The sequence below is a fragment of the Halomonas sp. PAMB 3232 genome (assembly GCF_031954225.1).
Classification (GTDB): domain Bacteria; phylum Pseudomonadota; class Gammaproteobacteria; order Pseudomonadales; family Halomonadaceae; genus Vreelandella.
Map to the genome: position 1 here is coordinate 1,909,490 of NZ_CP134865.1, position 18,076 is coordinate 1,927,565.

The 18,076-nt window shown below is 62.8% G+C and carries 16 protein-coding genes; 11 read left to right on the forward strand and 5 right to left on the reverse strand.

From position 1 onward, the window contains the following. Positions 1 to 30: 30 nt before the first annotated feature. On the reverse strand, positions 31 to 1,008 hold the full coding sequence (locus RN346_RS08755; protein WP_311960901.1) for an NADPH:quinone reductase: 978 nt from the start codon (positions 1,006 to 1,008) through the stop codon (positions 31 to 33). 138 nt (positions 1,009 to 1,146) lie between these two features. Here RN346_RS08755 and RN346_RS08760 point away from each other — a divergent pair, with 138 nt between their 5' ends. Continuing rightward, entirely contained in the window at positions 1,147 to 1,902 is a 756-nt protein-coding gene (locus RN346_RS08760) for a glycerophosphodiester phosphodiesterase family protein (RefSeq protein ID WP_311960902.1), read from the forward strand. A 42-nt stretch (positions 1,903 to 1,944) separates the two neighbouring features. Then, positions 1,945 to 2,805 carry a deoxyribonuclease IV gene (nfo, locus tag RN346_RS08765; protein WP_311960903.1) on the forward strand — a complete coding sequence of 287 codons (861 nt, stop codon included), beginning with the start codon at positions 1,945 to 1,947 and terminating at the stop codon, positions 2,803 to 2,805. Here the strand turns inward: nfo and RN346_RS08770 are convergent. Next, positions 2,775 to 3,362, reverse strand: a complete 588-nt coding sequence (locus RN346_RS08770; RefSeq protein WP_311960904.1) for an XRE family transcriptional regulator — start codon at positions 3,360 to 3,362, stop codon at positions 2,775 to 2,777. The two genes, nfo and RN346_RS08770, sit on opposite strands and share 31 nt — an antisense overlap. Positions 3,363 to 3,523: 161 nt before the next feature. On the opposite strand from RN346_RS08770, the gene RN346_RS08775 reads away from it, so the two are divergent. Together RN346_RS08775 and RN346_RS08780 are read left to right on the forward strand one after the other, a co-directional pair. Continuing rightward, the gene (locus RN346_RS08775; RefSeq protein WP_311960905.1) at positions 3,524 to 4,942 is read left to right on the forward strand and encodes an amidase; all 1,419 of its coding nucleotides are present in this window, start codon (positions 3,524 to 3,526) and stop codon (positions 4,940 to 4,942) included. Between the two features lie 164 nt (positions 4,943 to 5,106). Then, positions 5,107 to 6,306 (forward strand): benzoate/H(+) symporter BenE family transporter, encoded by a 1,200-nt coding sequence (locus RN346_RS08780; RefSeq protein ID WP_311960906.1) that lies wholly within the window; start codon positions 5,107 to 5,109, stop codon positions 6,304 to 6,306. A gap of 21 nt (positions 6,307 to 6,327) precedes the next feature. On the opposite strand, the gene RN346_RS08785 is transcribed toward RN346_RS08780, so the two are convergent. Then, positions 6,328 to 6,762, reverse strand: a complete 435-nt coding sequence (locus RN346_RS08785) for a hypothetical protein (protein ID WP_263587169.1) — start codon at positions 6,760 to 6,762, stop codon at positions 6,328 to 6,330. Positions 6,763 to 7,028: 266 nt separating this feature from the next. Between RN346_RS08785 and RN346_RS08790 the strand changes: the two genes are divergently transcribed. The 6 genes from RN346_RS08790 to RN346_RS08815 all read left to right on the forward strand — a co-directional run bounded on the left by RN346_RS08790 (position 7,029) and on the right by RN346_RS08815 (position 14,095). Continuing rightward, positions 7,029 to 8,756 carry a proline--tRNA ligase gene (locus tag RN346_RS08790; protein WP_311960907.1) on the forward strand — a complete coding sequence of 576 codons (1,728 nt, stop codon included), beginning with the start codon at positions 7,029 to 7,031 and terminating at the stop codon, positions 8,754 to 8,756. An 18-nt stretch (positions 8,757 to 8,774) separates the two neighbouring features. After that, positions 8,775 to 9,317, forward strand: a complete 543-nt coding sequence (locus RN346_RS08795) for a transglycosylase SLT domain-containing protein (protein WP_409335760.1) — start codon at positions 8,775 to 8,777, stop codon at positions 9,315 to 9,317. A 412-nt stretch (positions 9,318 to 9,729) separates the two neighbouring features. Then, positions 9,730 to 10,299, forward strand: a complete 570-nt coding sequence (locus RN346_RS08800) for a methylamine utilization protein (RefSeq protein WP_311960908.1) — start codon at positions 9,730 to 9,732, stop codon at positions 10,297 to 10,299. A 71-nt stretch (positions 10,300 to 10,370) separates the two neighbouring features. Further along, positions 10,371 to 12,713: an EAL domain-containing protein gene (locus RN346_RS08805; RefSeq protein WP_311960909.1), complete on the forward strand. Its 2,343-nt coding sequence runs from the start codon at positions 10,371 to 10,373 to the stop codon at positions 12,711 to 12,713. Positions 12,714 to 12,740: 27 nt separating this feature from the next. Further along, positions 12,741 to 13,613, forward strand: a complete 873-nt coding sequence (locus RN346_RS08810; RefSeq protein WP_311960910.1) for a DUF3034 family protein — start codon at positions 12,741 to 12,743, stop codon at positions 13,611 to 13,613. A gap of 11 nt (positions 13,614 to 13,624) precedes the next feature. Then, on the forward strand, positions 13,625 to 14,095 hold the full coding sequence (locus tag RN346_RS08815) for a group 1 truncated hemoglobin (RefSeq protein WP_311960911.1): 471 nt from the start codon (positions 13,625 to 13,627) through the stop codon (positions 14,093 to 14,095). A 6-nt stretch (positions 14,096 to 14,101) separates the two neighbouring features. Here the strand turns inward: RN346_RS08815 and RN346_RS08820 are convergent, their stop codons facing one another. Then, a complete protein-coding gene (locus tag RN346_RS08820) occupies positions 14,102 to 14,620 on the reverse strand; it encodes a peptidylprolyl isomerase (RefSeq protein WP_311960912.1) in 519 nt (172 codons plus the stop codon). Between the two features lie 106 nt (positions 14,621 to 14,726). On the opposite strand from RN346_RS08820, the gene RN346_RS08825 reads away from it, so the two are divergent. Then, on the forward strand, positions 14,727 to 16,085 hold the full coding sequence (locus RN346_RS08825) for an AmpG family muropeptide MFS transporter (RefSeq protein ID WP_263587162.1): 1,359 nt from the start codon (positions 14,727 to 14,729) through the stop codon (positions 16,083 to 16,085). A 27-nt stretch (positions 16,086 to 16,112) separates the two neighbouring features. Here RN346_RS08825 and RN346_RS08830 read toward each other — a convergent pair whose 3' ends face one another. Beyond that, positions 16,113 to 17,951 (reverse strand): SEC-C metal-binding domain-containing protein, encoded by a 1,839-nt coding sequence (locus RN346_RS08830; RefSeq protein WP_311960913.1) that lies wholly within the window; start codon positions 17,949 to 17,951, stop codon positions 16,113 to 16,115. Positions 17,952 to 18,076 lie beyond the last annotated feature (125 nt).

Here is an 18,076-nt window from a genome sequence, read left to right on the forward strand (position 1 = left end):
GTGGCATCAAGCAGGCCTTCAGGTTCGAATTCAGGGAAGCAGGATGGTCGAGCCGGTCGTCTGGCGCGACTGCAGCGCATCCTGAGCCTTGCCGGCCTCTGCCAGCGGATAGCGGTTGGCCACGTCGATGTCGATCTTGCCGCTTTCGATCATCTCGAAGAACTCGCTGCACATCTGCTCCAGGCGCTCGCGGGTGTCGGCGTAACCGTTGAGGCTCGGGCGCGTGACATAGAGCGCCCCCTTCTGGTTGAGAATGCCGATATTGACACCTTCGACCGGGCCCGAGGCGTTACCGAAGCTGACAATCAGCGAGCGCGGCTTCAGACAATCAAGCGAGGTCTCCCAGGTATCCTTGCCAACGGAGTCGTAGACCACGTCGCACATCTGGCCACCGGTGAGTTCGCGCACCCGCTCGACCACGTTCTCTTTCGAGTAGTTGATCGTCGCCCAGGCGCCGTTTTTCTCGGCAAGCGCGGCTTTCTCGTTTGAGCTCACGGTACCGATCAGCTTTACGCCCAGCGCCCTGGCCCATTGACAGGCGATGGAGCCCACGCCACCGGCAGCGGCATGAAACAAAATGGTCTCACCCCCCTTGAGCTCATGGGTCTGGCGCAGCAAATACTGCACCGTCAGGCCCTTGAGCATACTCGCCGCGGCGGTTTCGAAGTCGATACCGTCGGGGAGCTTTACGACCTTGTCGGCGGGCAGCGTGTGGAGCTCGGCGTAGGCCCCCAGCGGGCCCTGGGCGTAGGCGACCCGGTCGCCCTCTTTCAAGTGACTTACGCCCTCACCCACCGCGTCTACCACGCCGGCGCCTTCGGTGCCCAGCCCCGAGGGCATGCCGGGCGCGGGATAGAGTCCGGTACGAAAATAGATATCGATGAAGTTGAGCCCTACCGCCTTATTGGCGATGCGCACCTCGCCCTTGCCCGGCGCCTTGACGTCGACCTCCTTGAGCTCGAGCACGTCTGAGCCGCCGGTTGTTGCAAACTCGATCCGCTTGGCCATGACCACTTTCTCCTGTGTGAGTGAACGGCTAAAGAGCGTCATCCAACCGCGTTAACCGTTATAAATCAAGCGGTGCCATTGGGTTGTCATACGCCCATGCTAGACTGAGCGTTTTCAACCAGCACTCGGTGAATTCCCATGTCGCACCCCGGCATTTTGTTACCGGCGCTCGTCGCCCACCGCGGCTACTCGGCTGCCGCCCCGGAAAATACGCTAGCGGCAGTACGCGCCGCGTTTGATGCCGGCGCTACCTGGGTCGAGCTCGACGTGCAGCTTTTGGGCGACGCCACGCCGGTCATCTGGCACGACCAGGACGTTCGCCGCTGCTCCGACGGGCGCGGCGAGCTTTCCAAGCTTAGCCTGCAAAGCGCCAGGGCGCTCGACGTGGGCGGCTGGTTTTGCGACCGCTACGCCGGTGAGAAAATGGCGACGCTTGACGAGATGATCGCGCTTCTCGACGAGCTCGGCATGGGCGTGAATCTCGAGATCAAGGTCAACAAGGGCCGCGACGCCAATGCGCTGGTCGATGCGGCGCTGCCGCCGCTGATGGAGCGAATCCCCGCCGAGCGGCGTATCGTCTCCTCGTTCGATGAAAAGGCGCTCAGGCGCTGCCGAACGCTTGCCGGCCCCGACCGCCTGGCCCTTGGTGTGCTGTTCGGCGCCACGCCCGCGCGCTGGCAAACGCTGTGTGAAGAGCTCGAGGCATTCAGCGTTCACCCGGACTGGACGCGGCTCAAGCGCTCCCAGGCCATGGCGATGGTCGAGGCGGGCTATAAGGTGCTCTGCTACACCCCCAACGACCCGAGCGCCTTCGAGCCCCGCTGGGCCTGGGGGGTCTCGAGCGCGATCACCGACCAGCCGGAAACGTTCAAGCGTTTTTTGGATCAGCGTTAACCGGCATAATAGCGTTACACTCGCAGACCTCGGGAAGTTGTCATGAAGTATATCGGTGCGCACGTTAGCGCGGCCGGCGGCCCGGATCAGGCCGTTCACCGCGCCGTCGAGATCGGCGCCAACGCGTTTGCGCTATTCACCAAGAATCAGCGCCAGTGGAAAGGCAAACCCCTGACCATCGAGGCCATTAGCGCGTTCAAGAAGGCTTGCCAAAAGCACGGCTTCGCCTCGAACCAGATCCTTCCCCACGACAGCTACCTGATCAACCTGGGTCACCCGGAAGCCGAAGGCCTCGAGAAGTCCCGCGCGGCGTTTCTCGACGAAATGCAGCGCTGCGAGCAGCTAGGGCTTTCGCTGTTGAATTTTCATCCAGGAAGCTTTCTGAAAAAGATCAGCGAGCGCGACTGTCTGCTGCGTATCGCCGAGTCCGTCAATCTGGCACTCGATCAAACCCGTGGCGTCACCGCGGTGATCGAAAACACCGCCGGGCAAGGCACGAATCTGGGTTGGCGCTTCGAGGATCTCGCCACCATCATCGAGCACGTCGAGGATAAAAGCCGGGTCGGCGTGTGCATCGACACCTGCCACGCCTTCGCCGCCGGTTACGATCTGCGCGGCGCCCGGGCGACCGAGCAGACCCTCGACGAGCTGGGAAGCGTGGTGGGGTTCGAGTATCTGTGCGGCATGCACCTGAACGACGCCAAGAGCGAGTTTGGAAGCCGCGTGGATCGCCACCATAGCCTGGGCAAGGGCAATATCGGCCTGGAGGCGTTTACCACCATCATTCAGGATGAACGCACCGACGGCATCCCCTTGATTCTCGAAACCGTCGAGCCGGCAAACTGGGCCGACGAGATCCGCTGGCTGCGCGCTCAGTTGCCGGACGCCGCGCCCGGCAGGTAGTGGATCACATCGTGAAAGCGCAGCCGCTTTTCGGTAGCGTTGCGCATGGCGTGGGGCCGGTCGGCGTGAAAGCGCAGCCCCTCGCCCTCTTTCAGGGACTGCCACTGCCCGTCCAGACAAAACTGAAGCTCGCCTTCCACCACCACGATATGCTCGACCACGCCGGCGGCGTGCGGGGCGGACTCGCTCAACGCGTGGGGGGCGAGTTCGATCATGAACATCTCGAAACCCAACAGCGGATCGAAGGGAAACAGCAGCCGCGCCTGCATGCCCACGCTGTCTTCCCCCCACACCGGCACGTGCTGGTCGCACTCGAGCGCCTCACGAGTCGCCGCGCCGCTGTCAAAAAGACTCGAAAACGACACGCGAAAGCCGCTGGCGATCTTCCAAAGCGTCGAGACCGTTGGGCTCGACTCCCCCCGCTCGATTTGCCCGAGCATCGCCTTGCTCACGCCGGTTTCGACCGCGGCGCGGTCCAGACTCCACGCCCGCTCGCGGCGAAGGCGTTTAACGGTATGGGTAACGTGCGCGGCGATCGGCGTCGGTGGGCTTGCCATCCAGGGCTCCTGACATGCCCCGAGTACGCAGGGCGTGGGTGAGAATCAAAAGCGCAAGTTTTGCAGCTAATGCGTTCGTTGCCTAGGCTTACAGCGACTTGACGCTTGAGGAGCCCCTCCAAGCGGCGTCACCCAAGGACGACAATCGACAAGGAGCTACCGTGAGCGAAACCGATCTAGGCCTGATGGACGCCAACTCCCTGCGCACGCTTTATCAAGATAAGCAGGCGTCGCCGCTGGAAGCCACCCGCGCCGCCCTCGAGCGTATCGAGCGTTTCAACGACCAGGTGAACGCTTATGTGCACGTCGACCGTGAAGGCGTCGAAAGCGCAGCCAAGACCTCCGCGCGCCGCTGGGGTCAGGGCAAACCGCTAAGCCCGATCGACGGCGTGCCGGTATCGATGAAGGATCTCGCGCAGGTCGCAGGGATGCCCTGCCGGGAAGGGTCGCTGACCACCTCGAAAGCGCTGTGCGACACCGACTGCCCGCCGGCGCGCATGCTGCGTGAGGCCGGCGCGATCATTCTGGGCAAGACCAACACGCCGGAGTTTGGCTGGAAAGCGGTGACCGACAACCGCGTGTTCGGCGCCACCAGCAACCCCTGGGATACAAGGCTTACTGCCGGTGGCTCCTCCGGCGGCGCCGCGGCGGCGGCGGCGCTGAACATGGGGGTGCTGCACCAGGGCGGCGATTCCGGCGGCTCGATTCGTATCCCTGCCGCCTTCACGGGCACCTTCGGCTTCAAACCGAGCTACGGCTGGGTGCCGCAGTGGCCGCCGGCCAAGGAGCCGAGCCTTTCGCATCTGGGCACGATCACCCGCTCAGTGGAAGACTCGGTGGCGATGCTCAACGTCATCGGCCGCTACGACTACCACGACCCCTACGCCACACGCGGCCAGCCCGACTGCTGGGGCGAGGATCTCGGCAAAAGCCTGGAAGGCCTGCGAATCGGCTACTCGCCTGATCTTGGCTATGCATCGGTCGACCCGCAGATCGCCGACAAGGTACGCGAGGCCGCCAACGCGCTTGCCGAGCTCGGCGCCGAAGTGGTCGAGGTCGACCCGGGGCTGACACCGGCCATCGATACCTTCAGAAAGCTCTGGTTCACCGCCTCGCTTCACCAGTGGGAGCAGCTCGATGACAAGCACCGCGAGCTTTTGGACCCGGGGCTGGTCGCCAATGCCAAGGAAGCCGAAGGCTGGACGGCGCTGGAGTTTTTCCGCGCACTCAACGAGCGCGCCTACATCACCCAGCGCCTGGAGCACTTCAACCGCGAGTATCACCTGTTGATGACGCCGTCGGTGACGCTCTCGCCTTTCGAGATCAATCACGAGGTGCCGCCGGGAAGCGACATGCGCGACTGGGAAGAGTGGGCCTCGTTTAGCTACCCATTCAACCTTAGCCAGCAGCCGGCGGCCTCCGTGCCCTGCGGCTTCACCAGTGAGGGCCTGCCCGTGGGCTTTCAACTCGCCGGCGGCAAGTACGACGATGTACGCGTGCTCAGAGCCTGCCACGCTTACATGAAGCGCCACCCCACTCGCTTTCCAAGCATTCCTGACCCGTCACATAGGGCCGGTTGATCGCCCGGCGCCGCCTTGGGGCGGCGCTTGTTTTTTTGGCGCCTTTTTCCTCGTTTACCTGCTGTAAGCCATCTGGTCGCCTCTGATGGCCATTGTGCGCTATAGCGCACGGTGGTAACGTCGCGTTTGTGCGTTATAACGTTCAATTGCAATCGGGGCCACCCATGTCCACCTCAGAAAACAGTCAGCCTTACCGCTTCTCACTCTGGCGCGATACGAGTTTTTCGACCGTGACGGCGGGGCTGGTCGCGGTCGTCATCAGCTACACGAGCTCGGCGGCGATCGTGTTTCAGGCCGCCGAGGCGGCGGGCGCGACAGCGGCGCAGATTAGCTCCTGGCTCTGGGCGCTGGGAATCGGCATGGGGCTAACCACGCTCGGGCTGTCGCTTTACTACCGCATGCCGCTACTGACCGCCTGGTCGACGCCGGGCGCGGCGTTTCTGGTCACGAGCCTGCCGGGCGTGCCGATGAACGAGGCAATCGGGGCGTTTCTTTTTTCAGCGCTTTTGATCACGCTATGCGGGGTCACGGGACTATTCGAGCGGCTGATGCGCCACATTCCCAACGCGATTGCCCAGGCGCTGCTGGCGGGTATCTTGCTGCGATTCGGGCTGGAGCTTTTCGGGGTCATGCAGAGCCAGTGGATGCTGCCGATGATCATGCTCGTTGCCTGGGTGATCGGGCGCCGGTTCTGGCCGGCCCTGGCGGTCCCGGGGGTGCTGCTGGTGGGGCTCGTTGCCGCGGTGATGCTGGGTCAGGTCGACGCGGGCAGCATTCCACTGACGCCGGCCGCTCCTGCCTTCACCGCTCCCGCGTTTGCGCCAACGACGCTGATCGGCGTCGGCATTCCGCTTTTCATCATCACCATGGCGACCCAGAACCTGCCTGGGGTGGCGGTACTGAGAGCGGCGGGCTATCAGCCCAACGGTTCGGCGCTGATGGGCTGGACCGGGGCGGCCACGATGGCGCTGGCCCCGTTGGGCGGTTTTGCCCTGAACATGGCGGCGATCAGCGCGGCGGTCTGCATTGGCCCGGACGCCCACGCCGACATGCGAAGGCGCTATGCGGCGGGTGCGGCGGCCGGCGCGTTCTATCTGGTGATGGGGCTATTCGGCGCGACGGTCACCGGGCTCTTCAACGCCCTGCCCCAGGCACTGATCGTGGCGCTGGCCGGCATTGCGCTGCTGGGTACGCTTAGCGGCGGGCTGGCCGGTGCCTTTGCCAACGCCGCAGAGCGCGACGCGGCCATCGTAACGTTTTTGCTGACTGCATCGAGTGTCAGCCTGTTGGGGATCGGCAGCGCTTTCTGGGGACTGCTCCTTGGGCTCATCACCCTGAAGTTGACTCAACCCCTCGGGCGCTGAGATTGAAGAATGCCCCAGCGATCAAAGAACGCCCAGGCGCTCGCTATCGTGGACGCCGGACATGCGCACCATGGCGAGCGCCTCGTCGAGGCTTTCCACCTCCTCCATGATCATCAATTCGTTGTGCAGATCGACCGGCTGGCCGGCCTTGTCGGAAAGAATCCGCTCGAGCGAGGCAAGATCCGAGGTGTCGTCGAGCGTGAAGGTATCGATGGAGGCGCTGGTATTGCTCGGGAGATAAATCGTACCGTTGGAGAAATCCACCGCGTAGGCAATGACGCCCGGCAGAATGAAAAACAGAAGCCCAACGCCGTTGGCGATAGCGACCACCGGGTCGACATTGCCGCTGAGCTGGCCCTTGCGCTCGGGATGAAACAGCGTACCGCAGCCGCTCATGCTCACGACGAGACTCCCCACCAAAGCAATGCTTGCACCACGACGTTTGAGCTGCTTCATCGATTCCCTTCCTTAAAAGTGATGGTGACCCCAAGCGAGAAAAGCGCCTTCATTCGAGCGCGCGCCGGGTCGGTTATACCCCTTGAAGCGGCGGAGTCTAGCACGATTGCATCCGGCGCCGGAGCGGCGGGGTTAATTTTGCCGGCTTTACCGCGTGCTCGTACAATGCAATCATTCAACGCTTGAAAGCGCCTCACAGCGCCGCGTCACGCTATTTCGATCGCCACGTTTTACGTATTACCGACTCAAAAGGAAGTTTCACGCTCATGCGCGCCAGCCAACTACTGATTGCCACCTTGAAAGAGACCCCGGCCGATGCGGAGGTCGTGAGTCATCAACTGATGCTGCGCGCCGGCATGATCCGTCGTTTGACCTCGGGCCTCTATACCTGGCTACCCTTGGGGCTTCGCACGCTGCGCAAGGTCGAGCGGATCGTGCGCGAAGAGATGAACCGCGCCGGCGGCCAGGAAGTGCTGATGCCCGCGGTACAGCCGGCGGATCTATGGCAGGAGTCCGGCCGCTGGGAGCAGTACGGCCCGGAGCTTTTGCGCGTCAAGGATCGCCACGAGCGCGACTACTGCGTTGGCCCGACCCACGAAGAGGTGATCACCGATCTGGTGCGCCGCGAGGTGTCGAGCTACAAGCAGCTGCCGATCAACTTCTATCAGATTCAAACCAAGTTTCGCGACGAGATTCGCCCGCGCTTTGGCGTAATGCGCTCGCGCGAGTTCATCATGAAGGACGCCTACTCCTTCCACGCCGACGAAGCGTCGCTGGCCGATACCTACCAGGCCATGTATGACGCCTACACGCGCATCTTCACTCGCCTGGGGCTCGATTTTCGCCCGGTGATCGCCGATAACGGCTCGATCGGCGGCACTGGTTCGCATGAATTCCACGTGCTGGCCGACTCCGGCGAGGACGACATCGTCTTCTCCAACGGCTCCGACTACGCCGCCAACATGGAAAAGGCCGAGGCACTGGCGGCGCCGCTGGGTAGCGATGCCAAGCGCGAAGCACCCAGCCAGGAGATGCACCTGGTCGATACGCCCAACGCCAAAACCATCGCCGCGCTGGTCGAACAGCACGGCTTGGCGATCGAGAAAACCGTCAAGACGCTGATCGTGCGCGCTGCCAACGGTGGGCTGATCGCACTGTTGGTGCGCGGCGATCACGAGCTCAATGAGGTCAAGGCGGAGAATTTGCCCGAGGTTTTCGCCCCGCTCACCATGGGCAGCGAAGAGGAAATTCGCGCCGCCGCCGGCGCGGGCTTTGGCTCACTCGGCCCGGTGAATCTCGATATGCCGATCATCGTCGATCATAGCGTTGCGCTGATGTCGGACTTTGGCGCCGGCGCCAATATCGAAGGTAAGCACTACTTCGGCATCAACTGGGAGCGCGATCTGGCGCTGCCCCAAGCGGCGGATCTGCGCAACGTGGTCGAAGGCGACCCGTCGCCGGACGGCCAGGGGACGCTGTCGATCAAGCGCGGCATCGAGGTCGGTCACGTGTTTCAGCTCGGCACCAAATACTCCGAGGCGATGGACGCCAAGGTGCTCGGCGACAGCGGCAAGACCCTGCACCCGTGGATGGGCTGCTACGGTATCGGCATCACTCGCGTGGTGGCCGCCGCGATCGAGCAGAACCACGACGATGCCGGCATCATCTGGCCTGACGCCATCGCGCCGTTCAACGTGGCGCTGGTGCCGATGAACGCGCACAAGTCCCAGCGCGTGCGCGAAGCCTCTGAAGCGCTCTACCAAACGCTGACCAACGCCGGCTTCGACGTACTGCTGGACGACCGCGATACGCGCCCGGGGGTGAAATTCGCCGACCTGGAGCTGATGGGCGTACCTCACCGCATCGTGATCGGCGATCGCAGCCTGGATAACGGCGAGCTCGAGTACAAGGGCCGCCGCGACGCTGAGGCTACCATGGTCGCCGAAGATCAGATCGTCGCGTTTTTGGGCGAAAAGTCCGGCCTGAACGCCTGACGCAGGCTCGCTGCGAGCGTGGTGGCGCGGCTTACATCAGCCCTTGCACTGGCGGCGCTATGTCTGGTGGTAGCACCAGCGGTTAGCACCGCCGAGCCCCCGCTTCGCTCGACCCTCGACGGCGCTGCCTATCAGGACACCGCGATGCGCCAGTGGGCCGCGCGCATGCACGCGCCGCTTTCGCGCTTCATTAGTGATGCCGGCCAGCGCGACGCACTGCTCACAAGGCTTTATCAGGAGGCTCGGCTCGCCGGGCTTCCGCCGAGTTTGATATTGGCGCTGATCGAGGTGGAGAGCGCCTTTCGGCCGGACGCGGTCTCCTCCGCCGGCGCCACGGGCCTCATGCAGATCATGCCCTTTTGGGTCGCCGAGCTTGGCCTTCCCATCGACGATTTGACCGACCCCCACCGCAACCTTCGCTACGGCTGCACGATTCTGGCCCACTATCTGGCCGTCGAGAGCGGTGATTTTACCCGAGCGCTTGCCCGCTACAACGGCAGTTTGGGCAACACCTGGTACCCCGAGCGCGTACTGCGCGTTTGGCAAAGCGCCTGGCGCTAGTCTCAAACGGCGTTTCTCCTCTCTACTCTCTATCAAGCGCACGCGACTCAAAGAGTGTCCGATGCTTTTTCGCTGGCTCTAACGCTTGCTATTTCACTGTGAACCCCACTCGCCGTTCGGCTTTTTCTCTCGCGCTCTTACTCGACGGGTAGCGTTCGCAAGGATCGCCAAAACGCGGCATCAGTACAAACCTGATCAATTTATTTACTGTTTTTTTCCTAAAGTTGGCTTACCGTTAGCCGTAAAGAATGACTTGAAGTGGCTAAAGCCACAGGATAGATCTCATTACTTCTCAAGCAACGCCGGGGGCTTCGTGGCATTAACCACTCAACGTGTTCGACACCACTTGGCGCGCTTTGCCGCATGTGCTCTTTTCACCTATTCCTTTAGCGTGTCGGCGGCCACCGTTACCGTGACCGACAGCACTGGCGCCCCGCTCGAAGACGCGGTGGTCGAAGTCCACTACGCCGGCGCCGCGGCGCCGGCGCGTGAAGGCCAGATCTATCAACGCGGGGCGGCGTTTCACCCCCATGTGCTCACCGTGCCGGTAGGAAGCTACGTCTCGTTTCCCAACCAGGATACGACGCGCCACCACGTCTACTCCTTTTCACCGGCGAAAACGTTTGAGCTCAACCTGTATCTACAGGAAACCCCGGAGCCGGTGCTGTTCGATAAGCCAGGGGTCGTGGTACTGGGATGCAACATTCACGATCAGATGCAGGCGTTCATCGTCGTCACTGACGCCCCCTTCGCCGACAAAACCGGTCCTGACGGCGTGGTACAAACGCCGACGCTGCCGGAGGGCGAGCACGCGGTGCGCGTTTGGCACCCAAGACTCGATGATCGCCAGCAAATCTGGTGGGAAGGCAACATTTCTGGTGATCAGCCGCTGAACGTTCAACTCGAGCTCAACGCGCTGACGCCAGAAACGCCACCTCTTTCACCGCTACAGCAGCGTTTTCATCAGGCCAACGAGCATTAACGTGACCCTGTTCGTCGCTTTGTCATGCCTTCAGCCCTGGTGTTTGCCTGCGCCGCCTGTCCGAGGTCGCCATGCGCTTTAGAACGCGCTTGATGCTGGTTTTGCTTACCGTCGTGATCCTGTCGCAGTTGGCGACCGGCGCGGCGTTTCTGCGTGCGACGCAAAACGACATCATCGTCAAGGGCAATCAGCGACTGGAAGTCGGTGCCAATGTGTTCCAACAGCTCTTGAGCGCCCGCGGTGACCAGCTTGGCAACAACATTGCCATTCTCGCCGACGATTTCGGTTTCAAAAGCGCGGTATCGACTCAGGACAATGAAACGCTCTATTCGGTGCTGGCCAATCACGGCACCCGCGCCAACGCCGATATCGTGCTGCTGACCGACCTGGATGGCCGCGTACTGGCAGGCAGCCACCACGCCCGCGATAGCGCCATGCCCTTTCCCCAGCTTTTCGAGCGCGCCAACCTTAACGGCTCGGCAGTCGGGGTTGTGGTAACCGAGGGCGAGCCCTATGAGTTTGCATTGCTGCCGGTACGCGCGCCGCATCTGATCGGCTGGGTCGGCATGGGGTTTTTGATCAACGAGACGGTCACCAGCGAGATCAAGGCGCTGACCGGCCTCGACGTCAGTATCGTGACCTACCAGCAGGGGCGTATCAGCTCGCTTTCAAGCTCCCACCCAGAGGCCCTGGCCTTAACGCTGATTAACGACAACAGCGAACAGCTTCAAAACGGCGATTACTCGTTGACCGGTCAGATGACGCCAGATGACGAGTACCTCTCCTACTCGAGCATGCTCTACGCCGGCGGCAACGCCCAAACCCACGTGCTTTTGCAGCTTTCCCGCAACGAGTTACTGGGCGCCTACCGGTCGCTTCGCTGGCAGCTTCTGGGCATCGTGGCGCTGATTTTGATCGCGACCGCTGTGGTGGCCATGTGGAGCGCCCGCAGCATCAGCAGGCCGCTGATGGCGCTGGCATCGGCGGCCAAGCGCATCGGTCGTGGTGAGCGCGTCGACGATCTTGCCAGCGGCACCAGGCACAGCGAAACCGGCCAGCTCGCCTCGACGCTTCTGACCATGCAAGACGAGATCGCCAAGCGTGAGGCCGTGCTTCACTACCAGTCGCGCCATGATCTTTTAACGGATCTTCCCAATCGTATCTGTGCCGAGGAGGAGATAGAGCGCGCCATTGCCGCCGGCTCCGCTTTTATCCTGATGCGCCTTGCGATCAACAATTTTCGCGACATCAAGGATACCTTCGGCTACGCCCTGGGCGACAACGTGCTGGTAACGCTTGCCAAGCGATTGCATCAGCTCGAAAGCGGCCGACGTAGTGCCTACCGGCTGGATGGCGATGAACTGCTTTTAATGCACGTTGACATCGAGACCGATGCCGATTGGCGCCGCCCTCTTTTTGCCGCGCTATCCGCGCCCATTCATCTGGATCGTTCGCCGATAACGCCTTCGCTCAGCATCGGCGAAGTTCACTTTCCCGATCACGGCGACTCAACTCAACTTTTGCTGCGCCGTGCCGATATCGCGTTAGACATGGCCAAACGCCAGCGCTGCATTCACCAGCGCTACCAGCAAGGGCAGGATGAATTACACCAGCGCCAGCTCACGCTGATTCGTGATCTCAAGCGCGCGGTTGATAACGGTGAACTGTGGATGGCGTACCAGCCCAAGGTCAATACGCGCACCGGCCGCGTCAATCAGTGCGAGGCGCTGATGCGTTGGCAGCACCCGACGCTTGGCTTCATTCCGCCGGACGAGTTCATCGCATTGGCCGAGCGCTCGGGCCAAATCGGCATGCTGACCAACTGGATGCTCTCACACATCTGCGAGCAGCTCGCTCGCTGGAAGCAGCGTGATTACCACCTGTCGGTGGCGGTCAATCTGTCGACCAGCGACGTGATGGACCCCGGGCTTTGCCAACGTATCGCGGCGCTGTTGAAACAGTACCAGCTTGGCGCTCGGCAGCTCAGCGTCGAGGTGACCGAAAGCGCGATGATGCAGGATGTCGAGGTCGCCACAAGAACGCTGCTCGAGCTTGGCCGTATGGGCTTGAGCATCGCCATCGACGATTACGGGACCGGCTATTCGTCGCTGGCGCAAATCAAGCGCCTGCCGGTCAACGAGCTCAAGATCGACAAGTCCTTCGTGCTGGCGCTGGACACCCAGGCGGACGATTTCACCATCGTGCGTTCGACCATCGAAATGGGGCATAGCCTCGGGCTCAAGGTCGTTGCTGAAGGCGTCGAGAATCGCGCCAGCGCCGAGCTTTTAAGCGAGGTTGGCTGCGACCACCTGCAGGGCTACTGGATTGCCAAGCCGATGCCATCCGACGCGCTGCCGGCGTGGCTCGACGCCTTCGAGACGCTATCGCTGCCAACGCCGGGCCTGCCGGTTTAATACTCGAGTACACCCGGGAGGGTCAGCATGTTTCGCTTTACTGCAACGTCATCCATCGCGCGAACGCTTTGCCGGCTGGCAGGCATCACCTGTTTGGGCCTTATGGTCGCGTCCGGTAGCGCCCAGGCCGGTAGTCGCATCATGAGCACCGGCGGCGTCAGCGCCATCGAAGGCGCCGCCGGTGGCGGGCTTTCCCCCTGGGCGGTGCTTGCCAGTACCGCAAGCGACGAGGAGTTTGGCGCCACGGCCTTCGTCTCGCGCGCGTGGCTCGACGACTACCGCCTGACGGTCGGCGGCGCCAGCCTGAATATTGTTGACCGGGTCGAACTCTCCTACGCCCGCCAACGCTTCGAGCTACAAACCCTGGGCGGGGAGCTCGAGCAGGACATATTCGGTGCCAAGGTGCGCCTGTTCGGCGACGTGCTGTATCACCCGCTGGGCATCTGGAGCGCGGGCGTGTTGCACAAACGGCTCGTCGATGGCGCGACTCCAACCGCGCTTGGCGCCGAGCATACCGAAGGCACTGACGCCTATCTCAGCGCAAGCAAACTGCTGTTCGCCGCCGTGGCCGGGCGCAACGTCATGCTCAACGCTACGCTTCGCAACACCGAGGCCAACCAGGGCGGTCTTCTGGGATTTGGCGGCGACCAGGGGGGCCGCGAGTGGGTCGCCGAGGCAAGCGCTGGGGTATTTCTCACCCCGCGCTGGATCGTGGGCACGGAGTATCGGCAAAAGCCCGACAATCTGAGCGTGGCCCGCGAAGAGGACTGGCAGAGTCTCTATAGCGCCTACTTCTTCAACAAGCACGTTTCACTGACAGCTGCCTGGCTCGATCTGGGTGACATCGCAGGTCTTGCCTCGCAGCGCGGCGGCTATCTTTCACTTCAGGCAGCTTTTTGAGCGAGGGCGCGATGACACAAACTCCCACCCATGCGTATCGATATCAGGCGCGGCGCGCTCTTCAGACAGCGGCGCTGATCACGATCCTCTTGAGCCTTGGCGGCTGCGCCCACATCGCCCCATCGACCACGCTTTACGAGCGCTTGGGCGGTGAAAGCGGGATCGAGGCAGTAGTCGAACGCTTTCTCTATCGCGTCGCCGATGACCCTGAATTGGTCGGTTTTTTCGCCAACACCAATATCGACCACCTGGCCGGCTCGCTTGCCAACCAGTTTTGCGCCGTCAGCAACGGGCCATGTCGCTACGAGGGTCCGCCGATGGAGCGCGCCCACCAGAACATGGGGATTACCGATGCCCACTTCAATCAGCTGGTCGAGCATCTGGCGGCCGCGCTGCGCGAAGAGAACATAGCGCTTGGGGCGCAAAACGAACTGCTTGGCCGTTTGGCCCCGATGCACGCTGACGTTATGCGCTATCAATAGCGGGCGTTACAGCACCTTGCGATCTTCTACCTTATCGTGTTCGGTTCCCGGGGGCAGCGGATGGCCCTTGGCGAGTTCGGCGCGACTGGCAGGCCTCACATCGAGCACCTCGACCCGGTAGCCAAGCGTTCGCCCGGCCAGCGGATGGTTCATGTCAACGCGCACGCTGTCGCCTTCAACCGATAGCACGGTGACGATTTGCGGTCCCGCCTCGCCTTCGGTTTGAAAACGGCTGCCGGGGGCGAGCTCGGCGCCGCTAAAGGCCGTCCTGACAAGCGTTTTCACCAGCGCTTCATCGCGCAGCCCGTAGGCATCGATGGGGGCCAGCGTGACGCTAAAGGTATCACCTGGCGCCTTGCCCGCCAGGGCGTGCTCGAGTCCGGGCAGAATATTGTCGTGGGCGTGAAGGTACTCCAGCGGCTTCTGGCGCGCGCGGGAGTCATCGAGCACCTTTTCGGCGCCAGTTTGGGTAACGTCGCTCAGTAAGTAGTGCAGGGTCACGACCTGATGGGGCGTAATCGACACGGAAAACTCCTCTCCGGTAAGCTGTCGGTTCTTTCAGGCGAGCAGTTTAGCATTGACGCCTTTTCTCAAGGCCACCCCGCCCGGTTTTTTCTGGAGTTTCTCGACGATGGCAATCCCTACCCCCAGGCGCAGTTGGAAAAGCGCTCTGGCTGTCTATTTCTGTGCGCCGGTCATGACCATGCTGTTTTTGGGATTTTCCGCCGGGCTCCCCTTTCTGCTGGTGTTTTCCACGCTGTCGGCCTGGCTTCGAAGCGACGGCGTCGAGGTCGCCGCCATCGGCTTTTTCTCCTGGATCGGCATTCTCTACTCAATCAAATTCTTCTGGGCACCGGTGGTCGACCGCCTGGAGCTACCGGTACTCGGCCGCATGCTTGGCCAGCGCCGGGGCTGGATGCTGCTGGCCCAGGCGTTGATCGCCGCAGGGCTCGTGGGCATGGCCGGCGTCGACCCGGTGGGCAACCTGGGCCTGGTAGCGGCGTTTGCGCTGCTGGTCGCCTTTGGCTCCGCCACTCAGGATATCGCCGTGGACGCCTACCGGATCGAGTCGGCCAACGACGACCTGCAGGCGGCGATGTCCTCGACCTACATCATCGGCTACCGCTGCGGCCTGATTGCCGCCGGCGCCGGGGCGCTCTATCTCGCGGCGCACTACTCCTGGCAGATCGCGTACCTTGGCATGGCCGGGCTCATGGCGGTGGGCGCGCTGACCGTACTGATTCGCCCGGAGCCGCCGCGCGCCGCGCTTTCGATTCAGCTCGTACGCGAACCCAGCGTGCGCGCGTTTTTGCGCCAAAGCCGCGGCCGGCCGAAGTGGCTTCGGCGCATCACCGCCTGGGCGATCGGCGCGGTGGTATGCCCGTTTCTCGATTTCTTTCGTCGCTTCGGGGTCAAGGCGCTGGGGCTTCTGGTGTTCATTGCGGTGTTTCGAATCAGCGATTTGGCCATGGGCTCGATGGCCAATCCGCTCTATATCGATCTTGGGTTTTCGCTCGAAACCATCGCCGCGGTGACGAACATCTTCGGCATCGCGATGAGCATTGCCGGGGGTATCCTGGGCGGGCTTCTGGTGGCGCGCTACGGTATTGGTCCACTCTTGATCGGCGGCGCCGCGTTCGTCATGATGACCAACCTTCTTTTTACCGCGCTTTCGCTGATCGGCGATGCGGTGCCGATGCTGGTGGTGACCATCATTGGCGATAACCTCGCCAACGGGCTGGCGAGCGCCGTATTCATCGCGTTTTTGTCGAGCTTGACGTCGAAAGCCTATACCGCGACCCAGTACGCGCTCTTTTCATCGCTGATGACGCTGCCGGGCAAGTTTTTAAGCGGGTTTGGCGGGCTGGTGGTGGCAAGCCACGGATACGCCACCTTTTTCGTGGTGGCGACCGTGCTGGGGCTGCCGGCGGTACTGCTCGCCGTATGGGTCAATCGGGACCGCGATCTGTTTGGCGCGCCAAAACGCTAGCGCGACAAGTCGCTCAAAAAAAGCCGATCAGGACGTCTTGGCCTTTGACCGGCGCTGTTCGAGCCATTCGAGCGCCCCTTTGGTAGTGCGCCACTGATCGCGCATCAGCGTGCGGTACTGCCACGCCTCGGCGCGCGAGCCCGGATCGACCTGCCCGTCGGCGTGGGGGTGCGAGGGCTTCGGGCTCTCGGCGCACAGAAGCTCCAGCGCGTAACGGTTGTGGGCCATCGCCAACCCCAGCGCGTCCTCGGCGGCCTCGTGCTCACCCAAACGGTAGAACGCCAGCGTGCGCCCCATCAAAAGCCCCAGCACTTGGGAGCCGTCGTCCTTTTCACACGCCTCGGTGAGCGTGAGCGCCTCCTGGTTGCGGTCGTCGCGCAAGAGCTGGTCGAGCACCAGCTCCTTGAGGCCGAGGCTATCCTCGCGGTCGATCGCCAAAAGCTCCTCGGCGAGTTCGCGGGAGTGTTGCCGGGCGCCGCGCTCCATGCCGACCACCAGCGCAAGGCCGGTGCGCAGCAGCATGACGTTGTGAGCGTCGTCCCAACAAAGACTTCCCTCACCGGCAGCGCGCGCCTGCTGCAGCCAGCGCGAAAGCCGCACCGCCAGCGGCTCCAGTAGGCTCGGCGCCATCCAGGGAAGGCTGCCAAAGCGGCTGGTCAGCGCCAGGGTCACATCCTGCACGACCTGAGGGGCGTCGAGCCACTCCGGGTGCGCGCAAAGCTCGGACATCCACTCCACCGCGTTACCCCAGGGATCGTCGCGAAACCCCAGCGCCACGTCGTCGTCGACCCAGACCTGAAACTGCTCGTGCCAGGCAGCGAAGAGCGTCTCTTCGCGGGCGGTGGTGGTGTAGTGAAGGCGCTCGCCATCTTCGGAAGGCTTGATATCGAGCTTTGGCGCGATGGGGAGTGCGGCCAGCAGCGACTGCAGTGAAATCAGCGGCGTGGCCAGATCTTCCTCGGCGCTCAACAGCTGATCGGCGAGGGTCGCGCCGGGGTTGTCCGCCAGCGCCGACAGAAACTCGAGCTGCTCCTCGTCGAGCCCGCCCTGGCGCGAAAGTCGACGGTACCAGAAGTCGGCGCGCTCCTTCGCTTCCTCCTCGTGGCCTTCGTGGAGCAGCAGCATGGCCTCGATGTAGGCCAGCGTCGGCGAGTCCGGCAGCGCCTGCATCGCTTTAATGAAGGCGCCGCGGGCGCTGTCGAGATCGTCGTTGTCCAGATGCATCAGGCACAGCCGTTCGAGCGCCACGCCGCGCAGAAACAGCGGGCCGCGCTCCATGACCTCGTCGAGCAGGTCGGCGCGCTTGCGGGTGAAGCCGCGCTCCTGGTAAATATCGAGCAGGATTTCAAAGGCAGGTTCGGCCTGGTCGGGCAGGCGCGACCAGTCGCTGCCGTCAAACAGCGACTCGAGAATCTGCATGGCGCGGCCGGTCTGGCCGCTTTCGGCGGCGATCAGCCCGGCTTCGAGCAGCGCCTGAGCCGGGGCGCAGCGGCTGTCGAGAGCGGCCTTGAGCGTGGCGCCCTTCCACTCCTTGAGCGAGAGCATCCACATCATCTGGGCCGGAATGTCGGTCGGGAAATCGACGCGCTGGCAGCACTGCTTGTACTTGCGACCGGAATCACACCAGCAGGGCTCGTTGCGTCCGGGCGTGGCCAGGGGTTCGCTGGCGAAATCCAAACGCTCGAGCGGCGCCTGGGACCATAGAATCGGCGCCAGCGCTTGGGCGGTGGCGATATCGCCGTTGAAAAACTCGGCGCCGCGGGCGCGCACCCAGGTCATGAAATCCGGGTAGTGTTCCTGCTGTCTGATTGCCGAGAGTGCCCCTGAGGCAAAACCCAGCAGTTGATCGACCCATACCGCCAGCATTGCCATCTCCACTGTTTTGAAAGCGCCATAGTCTAGCACGCCCCAAGGGCTTCTCGCAGAAGGATTGGCGCGGCGAGAAGTGGCTGTTAATGTTCGACGAGCTTACCGCCACGCACGCTTGACGT

Bases quoted from the DNA above. Each gene is read 5' to 3' on its own strand.
- RN346_RS08785 (WP_263587169.1), bottom strand. From the start codon at position 6,762: ATGAAGCAGCTCAAACGTCGTGGTGCAAGCATTGCTTTGGTGGGGAGT.
- RN346_RS08825 (WP_263587162.1), top strand. From the start codon at position 14,727: ATGGCAATCCCTACCCCCAGGCGCAGTTGGAAAAGCGCTCTGGCTGTC.
- RN346_RS08780 (WP_311960906.1), top strand. From the start codon at position 5,107: ATGTCCACCTCAGAAAACAGTCAGCCTTACCGCTTCTCACTCTGGCGC.
- RN346_RS08815 (WP_311960911.1), top strand. From the start codon at position 13,625: ATGACACAAACTCCCACCCATGCGTATCGATATCAGGCGCGGCGCGCT.
- RN346_RS08760 (WP_311960902.1), top strand. From the start codon at position 1,147: ATGTCGCACCCCGGCATTTTGTTACCGGCGCTCGTCGCCCACCGCGGC.
- RN346_RS08790 (WP_311960907.1), top strand. From the start codon at position 7,029: ATGCGCGCCAGCCAACTACTGATTGCCACCTTGAAAGAGACCCCGGCC.
- RN346_RS08805 (WP_311960909.1), top strand. From the start codon at position 10,371: ATGCGCTTTAGAACGCGCTTGATGCTGGTTTTGCTTACCGTCGTGATC.
- RN346_RS08755 (WP_311960901.1), bottom strand. From the start codon at position 1,008: ATGGCCAAGCGGATCGAGTTTGCAACAACCGGCGGCTCAGACGTGCTC.
- RN346_RS08770 (WP_311960904.1), bottom strand. From the start codon at position 3,362: ATGGCAAGCCCACCGACGCCGATCGCCGCGCACGTTACCCATACCGTT.
- nfo (WP_311960903.1), top strand. From the start codon at position 1,945: ATGAAGTATATCGGTGCGCACGTTAGCGCGGCCGGCGGCCCGGATCAG.
- RN346_RS08810 (WP_311960910.1), top strand. From the start codon at position 12,741: ATGTTTCGCTTTACTGCAACGTCATCCATCGCGCGAACGCTTTGCCGG.
- RN346_RS08830 (WP_311960913.1), bottom strand. From the start codon at position 17,951: ATGCTGGCGGTATGGGTCGATCAACTGCTGGGTTTTGCCTCAGGGGCA.